12 protein-coding genes are annotated in these 12160 nt (G+C 67.7%); 2 read left to right on the forward strand and 10 right to left on the reverse strand.

Going from position 1 to position 12160, the window contains the following annotated elements; all coding sequences use genetic code 11:
* Nucleotides 1-187: 187 nt before the first annotated feature.
* From E3O60_RS05815 to E3O60_RS05840, 6 genes are all read right to left on the reverse strand, one after another.
* Nucleotides 188-589, reverse strand: coding sequence for a DUF2256 and DUF3253 domain-containing protein (locus tag E3O60_RS05815; protein ID WP_134497407.1), 402 nt, complete (start codon nt 587-589; stop codon nt 188-190).
* Nucleotides 590-627: 38 nt separating this feature from the next.
* Nucleotides 628-1662: an NADPH:quinone reductase gene (locus E3O60_RS05820; protein ID WP_134497409.1), complete on the reverse strand. Its 1035-nt coding sequence runs from the start codon at nt 1660-1662 to the stop codon at nt 628-630.
* A 505-nt stretch (nt 1663-2167) separates the two neighbouring features.
* The gene (locus tag E3O60_RS05825) at nt 2168-3694 is read right to left on the reverse strand and encodes a PTS ascorbate transporter subunit IIC (protein WP_134497411.1); all 1527 of its coding nucleotides are present in this window, start codon (nt 3692-3694) and stop codon (nt 2168-2170) included.
* A gap of 42 nt (nt 3695-3736) precedes the next feature.
* Entirely contained in the window at nt 3737-4009 is a 273-nt protein-coding gene (locus E3O60_RS05830) for a PTS sugar transporter subunit IIB (RefSeq protein WP_088456877.1), read from the reverse strand.
* Nucleotides 4010-4067: 58 nt separating this feature from the next.
* Nucleotides 4068-4529: a PTS sugar transporter subunit IIA gene (locus tag E3O60_RS05835; RefSeq protein ID WP_134497413.1), complete on the reverse strand. Its 462-nt coding sequence runs from the start codon at nt 4527-4529 to the stop codon at nt 4068-4070.
* Nucleotides 4530-4668: 139 nt separating this feature from the next.
* Nucleotides 4669-5844 carry an ROK family protein gene (locus E3O60_RS05840; RefSeq protein WP_134497415.1) on the reverse strand — a complete coding sequence of 392 codons (1176 nt, stop codon included), beginning with the start codon at nt 5842-5844 and terminating at the stop codon, nt 4669-4671.
* A 96-nt stretch (nt 5845-5940) separates the two neighbouring features.
* Here E3O60_RS05840 and tkt point away from each other — a divergent pair, with 96 nt between their 5' ends.
* Nucleotides 5941-8022, forward strand: coding sequence for a transketolase (tkt, locus tag E3O60_RS05845; RefSeq protein WP_134497417.1), 2082 nt, complete (start codon nt 5941-5943; stop codon nt 8020-8022).
* Nucleotides 8023-8033: 11 nt separating this feature from the next.
* Nucleotides 8034-8729 carry a deoxyribose-phosphate aldolase gene (deoC, locus tag E3O60_RS05850; protein WP_134497419.1) on the forward strand — a complete coding sequence of 232 codons (696 nt, stop codon included), beginning with the start codon at nt 8034-8036 and terminating at the stop codon, nt 8727-8729.
* Nucleotides 8730-8817: 88 nt separating this feature from the next.
* On the opposite strand, the gene E3O60_RS05855 is transcribed toward deoC, so the two are convergent.
* The 4 genes from E3O60_RS05855 to E3O60_RS05870 form a co-directional block, all read right to left on the reverse strand.
* Nucleotides 8818-9528: a potassium channel family protein gene (locus E3O60_RS05855; RefSeq protein WP_134497421.1), complete on the reverse strand. Its 711-nt coding sequence runs from the start codon at nt 9526-9528 to the stop codon at nt 8818-8820.
* Between the two features lie 172 nt (nt 9529-9700).
* A complete protein-coding gene (locus tag E3O60_RS05860; protein ID WP_134497423.1) occupies nt 9701-10951 on the reverse strand; it encodes a hypothetical protein in 1251 nt (416 codons plus the stop codon).
* A 39-nt stretch (nt 10952-10990) separates the two neighbouring features.
* Nucleotides 10991-11338, reverse strand: a complete 348-nt coding sequence (locus tag E3O60_RS05865) for a DUF4234 domain-containing protein (protein ID WP_134497425.1) — start codon at nt 11336-11338, stop codon at nt 10991-10993.
* Nucleotides 11339-11690: 352 nt separating this feature from the next.
* Nucleotides 11691-12137, reverse strand: coding sequence for a very short patch repair endonuclease (locus tag E3O60_RS05870; RefSeq protein WP_370448633.1), 447 nt, complete (start codon nt 12135-12137; stop codon nt 11691-11693).
* Nucleotides 12138-12160 lie beyond the last annotated feature (23 nt).

Genomic DNA, 12160 nt, shown 5'->3' on the forward strand with positions numbered 1-12160 from the left:
CTAGCGGCTGGTACGCATCGGCTTAAAGCCCCCAGAACAGGACATTTACCTGTTCACACGCGTGTCGCCGCCGTCGCTCACGCGGCAGACAAGCGCCGCCGGGGCCGGGCTGCGTGTCTGAACGGTGTCGGGGCGGTGTGGACGGCGGAATCAGGACCTGTGTCTCAGGAGCCCCGGAGACTGAGCCTCACCGCGGTCGCCGCAACCGGATCGGCCCCTTCGCGGTCGACGGATCCACCACGGAACCACCCTGCGTGATCTGCAGTTCCTCGCGGGCGACCATCCGCCGGGCGGCTCGTCGGGCCGGCTCCATGAGGTCGCGCCACTCCTCGCCGCCGATTGCCCGCGCCGCGTCGGACGGACAGATCGTGGCTTCCTGCGCCCGCGCATTCAGCAGGGTCACGATGGTCTCCTCCAGCCGGAGGTCGGTCGAGTTGACGCCGTGTGAGCGGCACGCGGCGGAGCAGTATTTCACCGCATCCCAGTTGTCAGCCCACTTGGCGCGCCACTCGATGCGCCGTCCACACGAGGCGCAGGTCTTGTCTGCCCGATCATCGGGAGAGGCGGGGGTGCGTTGACGGTGGGCCATGCCTTCTATCCTGCGGGATTCCTGCCCTGAGCGCTCGCCTACTGGCCGGCCGCCACGTCGATCAGCACCTTCCCCACCACGTCGCTCTCCACCAGCGCGTGAGCATCCGCCGTGTGCGCGAGATCGGTGCGGTGCAGCGGGAGCCCGGCCTCCTCCCCCACGGCGAGCGCGCCGTCGACGAGGGCGGCGGTGATGTCCTCGGCAGCGGCCCGAATCACGTCCATCCCCACCGTGTAGAGCAGCACGAACTGGTAGCGCACGTTGAGGCTGAAGTGCTGGCGCACGTCGAGGGTCATCTGGTCGCCGCCGTTGTTGGCGTAGACCGCGATCGACCCACGATTGCGGATGACCGCCAGGTCGAGCTTCGCATTCTGGGCGGGTGCGACCTCCACGATCAGGTCCACCCCCTCCGGTGCGATCGCCCGGATCTGGGCGACGACATCCGGGTCGGTGTAGGTGAGCACGTGCTGAGCGCCGGCGGCGGTGGCCAGTGCCGCCTTCTCCGGTGAGCTCACGGTGGTGATGACGGATGCCCCGGCCCACCGGGCCAACTGGATCGCGGCATGCCCGACCGCCCCGGCGCCGCCCGCCACGAGCACCACCTCGCCGGCCAGCGCCCCCGGCTGCAGCCGGCGCGGACCGTCTTCGGCCACCGTCAACGCGCGATGCGCCGTGATCGCCGGCACCCCGAGGCTTGCGCCCTGGTCGAAGCTCGCGTTCGCCGGCAGCCCGAAGACGCGTTCCGCGGGGAGCACGGCGTATTCCTGGGCCGAGCCGCTGTTCGCCCGCTGGTACGCGGCGAGCGCCAGCCAGACCCGGTCGCCCACCGCGACATGCTGCACGCCGGCGCCGACCGCGTCCACGATGCCGGCACCGTCCTGGCCGGGCACGACATCGTCGAATGCCAGCTTCTCGCCTGCTGCCGAGCCGCGACGCGATTTCCAGTCGGTGGGGTTCACCCCGCTGACCACCATTCGCACCCGCATCTCGCCCGCGCCGGGTTCGGTCACCGGCCGATCCACAAGCTGAAGCACGGACGGGTCACCGGTCTGGCTGTACACAATAGCTTTCATATCAGGGGCAACGCTGTCGGGAGCGGAAAGGTTCCCTCGCGCCGGGTCGAGGTCGCCGCCGGAATGTCTGCCTCGCCCTCGCGGCCACCAGTCGTCGATAGAAGGGGACTGCCGGTCGCGAGGGTCAAGCCGGCTCCAGTGCATCCGCGCGTACCGTACCCGGCCGATGTTCACCGCGTTGGGCTGCACGTCTAGCCAAAGCGCGGCGAGCAGGCGCGCCTCCGGGCGCACGTCTTGCCGATGGGGCATCTGCCCGAGAATGCCGAGTTCCTCAATGAGAAACAACCACCATGTTCCATCAAAGGTTGTCGTGACGGTGAAGTTGCGCATGCGGCCTGGTTTCGGGACTTCGGTCCTGCCGAAGAGATCGACCCTACCCTGTGCGCGCTGCACGGTATCGACCGGCTCGCCTGGCCCCAGCCTGAGGCGGCCATCACGGATGCAACGCCAGAGGGCGACCCCGCACCGCGGAGCCGCCCTCTGGCGATACAACAAACTCAAGCAGCTACACGGCGTCGGCCGCCGCCTCCTTCTCCACCTTGCGACGAGCCTTCTCGGCGTCGAGCACGGCCTTCTCGGCCGCCTTCTCCTCCGCGATCCAGACGTCACGCTTGGCCCCGGGCACCCAGCCCTTGTCCACAACGCGGATCTGGTAGACGATCGCGACGCTGACCAGCACTACGGCGATGAGGATCGCGAGAATCACTGCGAGACCGCCGCCCACGCCGACGCTGACGCCCACGAGGGTGCCGAACCAGCCGAAGTCGGCGTCACCGAAGGTGCTGTTGGCGAAGCCGAAGTCGCCGAGCACCAGCAGCAGAATGGCGGGCAGGATGGTGATGATCACGCCGTTGACGAAACCACCGATCATCGCGCCGAGGCGTCCGCCGGTCGCGTTGCCGTAGACACCGGCTCCACCACCGGTGAAGAAGTGCGGCACCATGCCGGGCAGGATCAGCGCGAGGCCGAAGACCGGGTTCAGCCATACCGCCAGCACGCCGAGTGCGAGGAGGCCACCGGCGAAGGAGCTCAGGAAGCCGATCAGCACGGCGTTGGCGCCGAACGGGAACACGATCGGGATGTCGAGCGCCGGACGTGCGCCGGGGACGACTTTCTCGGCGATGCCCTGGAACGCGGGAACCAGTTCGCCCAGGACGGTGCGCACACCGTAGAGGATGATCGCGACGCCGACACCGAACTGGAGGGCCTGCGCGAAGGCGGCCATGATGAACGCACCCGCGTCAGCGGAGCCGAAGATGTCCAGGGCTTCCTGCAGCGGCAGGGCGATGAGGCCCCAGATGGCGAAGACCATGTAGATGAGCACCATCGACAGTGAGGTGGCGACCATCGAGTCGCGCAGGAACTTGAGGCCCTGCGGGAACTTGATGTCTTCGGTGGACTTGCTGCGGCGGCCCACGGCCTGACCGGCGGCACCGGCGGCGATGTAGCCGAGGGTGCCGAAGTGGCCGATGGCGATGGTGTCGTTGCCGGTGATCTTCTTGGTCCACGGGTGCACGAACGCGGGCATGACCACCATGATCACGCCGAGCAGCAGCGCACCGATGAGAACGACGAGCCAGCTGGCCCCGTTGCCGAAGCCGACGGAGAGCACCACGGTGAGCATGGTGGCCATGAAGACCATGTGATGCCCGGTGAGGAACACGTACTTAAGAGGAGTGAACCGGGCCAGGACCAGCATCACCAGGAACCCGAGGGTGAGCACGTAGGCGCTCTGCGCACCGAACTCGTCCTGCGCGATCGCAGTGATGACCTCGTTGGTGGGGATGACGCCCTGTGCGCCGGTCACCGCGAGGATCAGGGTGCCCAGCGGGTCGAGGGAGCCCACCACGACGTTGGCGCCGGCACCGAGGATCAGGAAGCCGAGGGCCGCCTTGAGTGCGCCGCCGATCACCTGCCCGGAGTTGCGCTTGAGCGCCATGAGCCCGATGGCGGTGATGATGCCGATCAGGTACGCAGGCACGTTGAGGATCTGCTGTCCGATGAAGTTCAGTACGACGACGAGCCACTCCATTGTGGGAGCTCCATATTCTGTGAGAAGGGAAGGTGAAGGGGATTACTCGACGGCGGCGGTGAGCTTCTCGGTGATCTCCTCGAGATCGAAGAAGTTCTTGATGATGATGACCTCGGCGGGCACATCGCCGAGCTCCTCGGCCAGCTCCTCCGAGGTGAGCACGATCTCGGCCGTCTGCGCGGCGCCGCGAGCCACACCCATGTCGGCGGCCTCAACATCCGCATCGATACCGAGCTTGGCGAGAACCTTCTCGGCGTTCATTTTCAGGAGCACTGACGTTCCAATGCCCATTCCACAGACGGCGACGATCTTCATGGGGTGCCTTTCGATTGGGTGAGACGAGAGAGTGAAAAGGGGATGCGTGGGGGCCGCGTTACGCAGCAGCGGCGGCGAGTTCGCCGAGCACGGCGCGCACCTCGTCGGAGGAGGTGGCGGTGCGCAGCCGTTCCATGGCCGGCCCGTCGGAGAGCACCCCGGCCAGGGCGCGCATCACCTGGAGGTGAGCGTCGTGGTCAACGGCGGCCAGGCCGATCACGACGGTGACGGGGTCGTTGGCCTTGTTGCCGAATTCCACCGGGGCGGCCAGGTTCACCCAGCTGAGTCCGCCGGTGAGCACCGCGGGCGACGGCCGGGAGTGCGCCAGGGCGATGCCCGGGGCGATGACGATGTAGGGGCCGTGCTTCTCGACGGCGTCGATCATCTCGTCGGTGTAGGCAGCCGTGGTGGCACCACCGGAGACCAGACCCGCGCCCGCCAGACGAATCGCGTCGCGCCAGTCGGAGGCATCCGCCTGGGTCTGAATCGACGACAGCGCTTCGGCGAGGTTGAATGCCACGGGTGAACTCCTTTGTTGGGTGCGAGCCGTCTCAACCTGCGAGAGCGACTGGGATGACTGTATAAGCCTAGGCGACCTTTTGTCTACAAGTGCACCAAAGTTTATTGAGATGCCGTCATCGACCCTCGGGAGTCAGCGCCTACGCGCGCAGCGACACGCCGCTGCCGCCGGCGCGGGTGAGCCGGCTGATGCGGTCGGCTTCGAAGAGGGCGTCCTGCGCGATGAGAGAGGCCCCGGTGACCCCGGCAATGTGCCCGAGCCGGGTCTTCTCCACCACCAGGCCCTGCAGAGCGAAGTCCCGGGCACCGGCGAAGATGGCCTCCCGGATGGGCCCGAGGAATGGCTCACCGGCCTGGGCCAGGTTGCCGCCGATCACCACGGCTTGCGGGTTGAGCAGCCCCACCACGTGGGCCAGGCTCCGCCCGATGGCGGTGCCGGTCTCGCCGAGCAGCCGCAGCACCTCGGCGTCGCCGGCCAGCGCGAGTCCCACGATGTCATTGCTGGTGCGCACGCTCCGACCCCGGGCCAGCAGCTCCTGGCGCATCACCGCGCCGCTGGCGATAGTCTCGAGGCGCTGCATCCGTGCGCCGCCGGCGCCCACCGCGCTCAGATCGCCGGCGCCCCCGCGCGAGCCGTGGTAAATCGAGCCGTCGAGCACAAACGCGAGCCCCACGCCGATGCCGGCCTTGAGCACCGCCACGTCGCGGTAGGTGCTCCACGCGCGCCGCACCTCGGCGAGCGCCATGATGTTCACGTCGCGGTCCACCGCAAAGACGGCGTGTTCGTACCGGCCGGCGAAGTAGTCCTTCACCAGCACGCCCTCCCACTGGGCGTAGACCTGCGGGGTGGCGAGCTTGCCGGTGACGAAGTCGACTGGGCCGGGCACGCCCACGCCGATGCCCACCACGTCGGCGCGGGTCTTGCCGAGCCTGTCGAGCATGTGGTCGAAAACCTGGCCGGCCCACTCGAAGATTTCCGCCGGGCCTTCGCTCAGCCCGATGTCGGCCTCGTCCTCGCTGAGGATGGTGGAGACCAGGTCAGTGATAGCCAGGCGGGTGTGCGAGCCACCGATGTCCACGGCCAGCAGCAGCCCGGCATTCGGGTTCACCGCGAACTCCTCCGGCGGGCGGCCGCCGCGGGAATCGAGCTGCCCCACGCTCACCACGATCTCGGCGAGCAACAACTCGTCGAGCCGCCGGGCCAGGGTGATGCGCGACCAGCCGAGCTGATCGATCAGGTCGCTGCGGGTGGTGGCCCGGCCGGAGCGGATCAAGCCCAGCACCACACCCGAACCGGTGGAGAGAGTGTGCGCCATCGAATTCCCGTTCCTTCCGAAGAACCGGACTGCGCGCTGACACGGCAGCCAAACCCCTTGTTGACTTAAGTACATTTGTATACCAAAGTGTCTCGCATGGCTACCGAAACGAAGAAATCCCCGTCAACGACGACGCACACCGAGCTCGACGCCCGAGCCGTGGCGAGCGCCCAAGCCCTGGCCGCCCACGTGGTGCAGGCCAAAGGTCACGGACACGGCGGCACCGCCATGGCATTGGCACCAGTGTCCCACGTGTTGTTCTCCCGGGTCCTGCGCCACTCCCCCGCCCAGCCCGACTGGCCCGCCCGAGACCGGTTCGTTCTTTCCGCCGGTCACGCCAGTCTTTTGCTCTACACCCAGCTGTTCCTCACCGGCTACGGGCTCACCCTCGACGACCTCGCCAAGAGCCGCACCCTGGGCTCCAAGACCCCGGGCCACCCCGAGGTGCACCACACCGTGGGCGTGGAGATGAGCACCGGCCCGCTCGGCCAGGGCGTCGCCTCCGCCGTGGGCATGGCCATGGCTGCCCGGCACGAGAGCGCCGTGTTCACCCCCGGCTCCGCGCTGCTCGACCACACCACCTGGGTGCTCGCCGGCGACGGCTGCCTGCAGGAGGGCGTCTCCGGTGAGGCCTCCAGCCTGGCCGGCACCCTCGGCCTCGACAACCTGGTGCTGATCTGGGACGACAACGGCATCACCATCGACTCCGGCACCGACGCGACCTTCACCGAAGACGTGCGCGCCCGGTACCGGGCCTACGGATGGCGGGTGCTCGAGATCGACACCCCCAACGACCTCGACGCCCTCGAGGCCACCCTGCGCGAGGCCGCCGAGCGAACCGGCAAGCCAACCCTGGTGGCCCTCCGCACCGTGATCGGCGCTCCGTCGGCCAAGTTCGGCGGAACCTCCGCCGCGCACTCCGGCGGCTTCGGCGCCGACGAGCTCGCCCTAGTGAAGACCACGCTGGGCTTCGCCCCCGACGCGCCCCTCGGCGACCTCGTGGCCCCCGAGACCCTCGCGCACACCCGCGGCGCCGTCGCCCGCGGCGAGCGGATGCACACCGCCTGGGAGGCCGACCTCGCCGCCTGGGCCACCCGCGAGCCCGAGGCCGCAGCCCGCTGGCGCGCCTTCCGCGGCGGCGAATTCTCCACCGCCGCCCTCGACACCGTGACGCTCGGCGAGCCCGGCGACAAGATCGCCACCCGCAAGACCAACGGCGCCGTGCTCCGCGCCCTGCAGGGCCAGGCCCCACTCTGGGGCGGCTCGGCCGATCTCGCCGGCTCCACCACCGTGGAGGTCGACGGCGACAGGTTCTCCGCCGCCAACCCGGCCGGCGAGTTCATCAGGTTCGGCATCCGCGAGCACGCCATGGCCGCCATCCTCAGCGGCATCGCCCTGCAGGGTCCGTGGCGCCCGTTCGCCTCCACCTACCTGGTGTTCAGCGACTACATGCGCCCGAGCATCCGCCTGGCCGCCCTGATGGGCCTCGGCGCGGTCTACGTGTACACCCACGACTCCGTCGCCGTCGGCGAAGACGGCCCCACCCACCAGCCAGTCGAACAGATCGCGTCACTCCGCACCGTGCCGGGCCTGGACGTCGTGCGCCCCGCCGACTCCGTGGAGGTCGTCGCCGCCTGGCGCCGCATCCTCGCCTCCCCCGACCGCCCGGTCGCGCTCATCCTCAGCCGGCAAGACCTGCCCGTGCTGGCCAGCACCGAGCTCACCCCCGTCGGGGTGACCGCCGGCGGCTACGTGCGCTGGCAGCACGGCGACGGCCACGACCTGGCAATTATCGCCACCGGCAGCGAGGTGCACCTCGCCATCGATGCCGCCACCCGGCTCGCCGAGCAGGGCGTCAACGCCCGCGTAGTCTCGATGCCCTGCGTCGAGTGGTTCGCCGAGCAGACCGCCGACTACCGCGAGCAGGTGCTGCCGGCCGCCCTGCGCGCCCGGGTCGCCGTCGAGGCCGGCCGCGGCGACGCCTGGTACCGCTGGGTGGGCCTGGACGGCCGGGTGGTCTCGGTCGAGCAGTTCGGCGAGTCGGGCAGCGGCCCCGAGGTGCTCCGCCTGCGCGGCATCCACCTCGACGTGGTCCTCGCCGCCGCGCACGCCACCCTCGCCGCCGCAGCCGGCGTCCCCGCCACGCCGCACGGCACGCCCGAACTCGTCACCAACTAAGGACGCACCCCATGACTTCACTCTCCCCCGACGCCGCCACCGTGGCCCGTATGATCGACCACACCCTGCTCAAGCCCGAGGCCACCGCTGCCGACGTGACCGCCCTCATCGCCGAGGCCATCGAGCTGGGCACCTACTCGGTCTGCGTCTCCCCCTCGATGCTGCCGCTCACCATTCCCGCCGGCGCCGACCTCAAGGTCGCGGTCGTCTGCGGCTTCCCCAGCGGCAAGCACCACAGCTCGATCAAGGCCACCGAGGCCGCCCTCGCCATCGACCAGGGCGCCGACGAAATCGACATGGTCATCGACATCGGCGCCGCCAAGGCCGGCCGCTTCGCCGACGTGAGGGCAGATATTGCGGCCGTGCGCGCGAGCGTCCCCGCCCCGAAAGTGCTCAAGGTGATCATCGAATCCGCAGCGCTGACGGATGCCGAGATCGTCGTCGTCTGCCAGGCCGCCGTGGCCGCGGGCGCCGACTTCGTCAAGACCTCTACGGGCTTCCACCCCGCCGGCGGTGCCACCGTGCACGCCGTGCGCCTGATGAAGCAGACTGTGGCCGAGCGCGCCCAGGTCAAGGCGTCTGGTGGCGTGCGTAGCTTTGCGGATGCCGCCGCCATGATTGACGCGGGTGCGACCCGGTTAGGCGTCTCGGGCAGCGCGGCACTACTCTCCGGCGCTACCTCGGAAGGCGAGTCAAGCAGCTATTAGACAGACCACCCGCCAGCCGAACGGTGTCCTCGCTCGCCTGACTTTAGGTGCGTTCGTTGTAGTCTCGCCGTGGTGCGAGCCGAATCCCTCAGCCTGCTTTGCGGTCGAGGGTTGCCTGCAACTGCTCCACCTGTCGAGCCAAGGAACGGATCTCGCCGCGGGTGGCGACTTGTGCGTCCTCCTCCTGCTTGGCGACTTGTTCGATGATCCACGAAGCAAGGGTCGCTGTCACCACACCCAGGAGCGCTACTCCCCCAAGCATCAGGCCTCCCGCGATCAGCCGCCCCAACGCGGTGACGGGAGCGAAGTCGCCGTACCCGACTGTGGTGATGGTAACAAAGGCCCACCACAGGGCATCCCCGAAGTTGGTGATCGTGCCTCCTTCCACCGACCGCTCGGCGTCCAAGACCGCGAGCGAAGCCACAAACACGAGCAGCGCGGCTGCCCCGGCGACGTACATCACGACCCGCTCGCGAAATGCCGCCCCCGCGGTGCGCTGCAACACACTCAGCAGGGTGACCAGGCGAAGAAGTCGTAGCGGTCGAAGAAGTGGAAGGACAACAACAAGAAGGTCGAAGATGTGAGCGCGGAACCATTTCCAGCGCTGCGGTGCAAGGGCCAGGTTAACTGCGTAGTCCAGCACAAAGGCCGCCCACGTGGCAGTGATCACGGCCTCCGCGACCGCGTTTTCCGGCCCGGACAAGTCACCGATGACTTGCCAGGCGTATGCGATGAGGAAAAGGACAGCGGCGATTGTGAGTGGAATCCCGGTGATCTTCTGCCAGCGCTCTTGAGTCATAGGTGCACTCTAAGGGTTCCATCTCGCCCACGGCATGACCGACCTATTTCCTCGAACCAGACCGGAGCGAACCGTCCTATCGGGGTGAAACCGCCGGGGCAGATCGCCCAGGCGGCTCGCAGCAAATCAGGCTCTAGCGGAGTCGCCGAGACTTGGTGCCACCTCAGCAGCGTTACACGCGCTTCTTCGACTTGAAGAGACCCGCGATGCTGCCGCCCACCGAGTCCGCCGCACCGGCAATGGCGCCGCCGACGCCCTTCACTGCAGTGAGCGCCTGCGCCTCATCCGGTATCCCGTCCCCGTCGATGTCCACGCTTCGGAACACCCGAGTCGCCGTGCTTGCTGCGGCGGCTACGCCGGAGCCCACCACGACGGCGCTTGTCGCGACGCCGCCACCTACAGTGTTGGCAGCGTCAGCGATCCAGGTCCCCGTTGCCTTCGCCGCATCATCCAGAGCGGCGAGAGCTCGGTTGGGCTCGGTCTCGCGGTCGTCGGCGTCAGGCGTCGCGGGAATGCTCAGATGCGCAGGGAACTCGTCGGGGGCAGCAGCAAACGCGGACCGGGACGCTTCGACAACCTCACGCCCGAACAGGAAGCGCGTGACGCCGCCCGCCAAGGCTCCGACGCCGTATTCGATGGTGGCCTGTTGCTTCCCGCTCAAGGTGTCTCGCACGGTGTCGAGCTGGCCCGTTTGGATGGTCTGGACAAGACTCTGCGCCGCGCCTTCCGGGAGCGTGTCCGCGAGCGTGTTCGCCCAGTGCGACCAGTCCGTGCGGCCAGCTGCGATCTGGCGCCCGACGCCGGCGACGCCCTCTGACGAGACGTCCGCGAGGTCCGCCGCCATCGTCGCGATCTGCTGCGGGCTGACACGACCGTTCGACAGGCCGTAGACAAGGGCGTGCGCCTGGTCCTGGTCGAGGTCCATTCCGTGAATGTCGGCTACGGCGAGTGCGAAGATCGCGGTGATCTCAAACTGCAGCTGTTGATCGCCCGCCGGGAGGAGCGCTGCTGCTCGCTGGGCACCGGTCTTCGCCACGCCCAGCGCCATGCTCTTGGCGGCCATCTTCGCAGCCGACTTGGCCGCTACCTTCGTTACTTCTTTGGTGGCCTTCTTGGCGGCCTGTTGCCCCGCGCTCTTGGCGCCGGCCGCCGCGGCCCCGACGACGGGGATCAGAGCAATGCCGACATCCGCAGCGATCGCTCCGGCGGCGATGACGGCACCCGCGGTGCTGATCGAGGTGCCATAGTGACGCTCGAGCATCTGGATCACCTCGGCGGGCGTCGCCTCTGGATGCCGGCGCCGAAGCCGCATCACGTACTTGCGAGCGATTGAATGCCGGGCGCTCACCGCTTTCGCGATGTCACGCGCGGCATCTTCCTCAACGATCTCCGCCTCCAGTGTGAAGGGCACGATGTCGGTCATTCGGGGTTCCTCTCTAACAATCGGCTCGATCAACGCCACTTAGGCGAGGACCGGATCCCGACGTGCTCCAGTGCGCGAGGCAGGCGAGTCAATTGCCGTATTGAGCGCGATCTGCACGAACAACGCCCCGAGCGGGCCGAGCAGGAAGAGGATCCAAAACGCGGCGTGCCGGCCGAGCCCACCGTTGGTGGCTTCTTCGACTCCGACTGCGTACTTCCACTCCCACCAGATGCTGGCAATAGGCAGGATGAGTAGCCAAGCGGTGGGGATTTTGCTGTGCGCCACGAGATTGATTTCGTTCTTGGTCTTCACGAACCAGACCAACGTATAAATGCCGAAGGTTACGAATGGGAGAAGCAGCGGCGCTGCAGGACTACGACGTTTCATGAACTTTCCCCGGATTTGGCGATCAATAATCAGCGTGACACCCCGGGAACGAGCGTCATGGCCAATTCGCACCCCCAGTACGGGCTCCAACGCCCGCCACAGCTAGCCGAGCACGATCCAGTGCCCGCGCCCGGACTTCGCTGCATCACCCAAGTTGCGCGGCCGCACCCCAACCGAGAGACTGACCAGCGGAGGCGCGTGCGCGCCACCGGTACCGACTCACGAGGAGCACCGGATGGCCGACGCCCAACCAGACCCCGGTTGTGGCAAGTGGCTCAGTGGATCTGAGACTCTCACCGCCGCGGCTCAAGACAGCAAGCTTGATTCTGCGGCCGTCCAGTAACCGCGGCGGCTATTGTCGCCTTGAGCACTCGAGTTCAGTGCGAATGCGGCGTGCCACTTCTTCGGCCGCCTCATGCTCCCAAAATCGCAGCGCGATCCACCCTGCCTCCCGAAGCATCGCATCGGTCTCGCGGTCGCGTACTATGTTGCGCTGGAGTTTCGGTATCCAGTAGCCAATATTTGTGCTGGGGAGCGTCGCATGTGCAGGGCAGCCGTGCCAAAAGCACCCATCGATGAAGACTGCAATGTGTTGCCTGGTGAAAACGATGTCAGCGCGGCGCCGCCCGCCAAGAGGTGCGTAGTCGACTCGATACCGCATCCCTTCACGGTGCAAAATCCTGCGCACTGCGACCTCAGGCGAGGTATCGCGCCGGCGATTTGACTGCATCGACCTGCGCGTACCGGGTGAGGAAGCCCACGACATACCTGGATTGTATCTACACGACAGCAGTGTCATGCACACGGCGCAGCTATCGATAG

It is taken from the genome of Cryobacterium sp. TMB1-7 (genome assembly GCF_004402435.1).
Lineage (GTDB): Bacteria > Actinomycetota > Actinomycetes > Actinomycetales > Microbacteriaceae > Cryobacterium > Cryobacterium zongtaii.

What these genes read in the sequence shown, in the direction of transcription:
- E3O60_RS05815 (WP_134497407.1), bottom strand. Translation starts at nt 589, where the DNA reads ATGGCCCACCGTCAACGCACCCCCGCCTCTCCCGATGATCGGGCAGAC.
- E3O60_RS05820 (WP_134497409.1), bottom strand. Translation starts at nt 1,662, where the DNA reads ATGAAAGCTATTGTGTACAGCCAGACCGGTGACCCGTCCGTGCTTCAG.
- E3O60_RS05825 (WP_134497411.1), bottom strand. Translation starts at nt 3,694, where the DNA reads ATGGAGTGGCTCGTCGTCGTACTGAACTTCATCGGACAGCAGATCCTC.
- E3O60_RS05830 (WP_088456877.1), bottom strand. Translation starts at nt 4,009, where the DNA reads ATGAAGATCGTCGCCGTCTGTGGAATGGGCATTGGAACGTCAGTGCTC.
- E3O60_RS05840 (WP_134497415.1), bottom strand. Translation starts at nt 5,844, where the DNA reads ATGGCGCACACTCTCTCCACCGGTTCGGGTGTGGTGCTGGGCTTGATC.
- tkt (WP_134497417.1), top strand. Translation starts at nt 5,941, where the DNA reads ATGGCTACCGAAACGAAGAAATCCCCGTCAACGACGACGCACACCGAG.
- deoC (WP_134497419.1), top strand. Translation starts at nt 8,034, where the DNA reads ATGACTTCACTCTCCCCCGACGCCGCCACCGTGGCCCGTATGATCGAC.
- E3O60_RS05855 (WP_134497421.1), bottom strand. Translation starts at nt 9,528, where the DNA reads ATGACTCAAGAGCGCTGGCAGAAGATCACCGGGATTCCACTCACAATC.
- E3O60_RS05860 (WP_134497423.1), bottom strand. Translation starts at nt 10,951, where the DNA reads ATGACCGACATCGTGCCCTTCACACTGGAGGCGGAGATCGTTGAGGAA.
- E3O60_RS05865 (WP_134497425.1), bottom strand. Translation starts at nt 11,338, where the DNA reads ATGAAACGTCGTAGTCCTGCAGCGCCGCTGCTTCTCCCATTCGTAACC.
- E3O60_RS05870 (WP_370448633.1), bottom strand. Translation starts at nt 12,137, where the DNA reads ATGACACTGCTGTCGTGTAGATACAATCCAGGTATGTCGTGGGCTTCC.